At 33.9% G+C, this 643-nt stretch carries 2 protein-coding genes; both read right to left on the reverse strand.

Annotation, left to right across the window (positions count from 1 at the left end; translation table 11 throughout):
• Positions 1-71: 71 nt before the first annotated feature.
• Positions 72-281, reverse strand: coding sequence for a hypothetical protein (locus E1171_RS00375; protein ID WP_155203008.1), 210 nt, complete (start codon positions 279-281; stop codon positions 72-74).
• An 11-nt stretch (positions 282-292) separates the two neighbouring features.
• A complete protein-coding gene (locus E1171_RS00380; RefSeq protein WP_155203010.1) occupies positions 293-616 on the reverse strand; it encodes a hypothetical protein in 324 nt (107 codons plus the stop codon).
• Positions 617-643 lie beyond the last annotated feature (27 nt).

Here is a 643-nt window from a genome sequence, read left to right on the forward strand (position 1 = left end):
ATAACGGCCGATGTATGCTTTGTTGGCATCCCGGAGGGTGCCAATGAAGTATACATTATGTTATAGCCTTTTTATTTTGTTTTTCTATTAAATAATCCAAGGGTAATCAGTCCTGATCCAAAAAGTAATGCTCCTCCCACAAAAGGGAATCCTGCTCCCACTAAATCCTCTATTCTTGGAGACCATAAAAAAGGGAAGCAAAATAACATGCCAAAAATTCCTGCAATCATGCTTATTACTGACATCCCGTTAATAATGTTAGATGTTATTTTTTCATTCATACTTTATCACTTTAAGTCCATAAATATTTTCTTACCTTAATCAATCTAATAAGTCTTGCGTTGTCCTCCTCATATTGATTTTCAGTCCAAATAGGATCAATTTCTGCATCTAATTCTTTTTTTACTCTTTCTTTCCACCATTTGTACAAATCCTCTATTTCTTTTTTTGCTAATATGGTTTCTTCGTTTTGAGTCCAATCTACATGACCATTTAATAGATTCTCTTTTTCAATACAATCTGCCAGAAGCTGAAAACAAGCATGTAATAAAACCAAATCTTTATCACACCATTCCCCCTTTAAGGAATCAATTTTTAGTTGACTCGGATTATTCATTTTTTGAATTGGCTATAACGGCCCGGC

The organism is Xanthovirga aplysinae (assembly GCF_009711365.1).
GTDB classification, from domain to species: Bacteria; Bacteroidota; Bacteroidia; order Cytophagales; family Cyclobacteriaceae; genus Xanthovirga; species Xanthovirga aplysinae.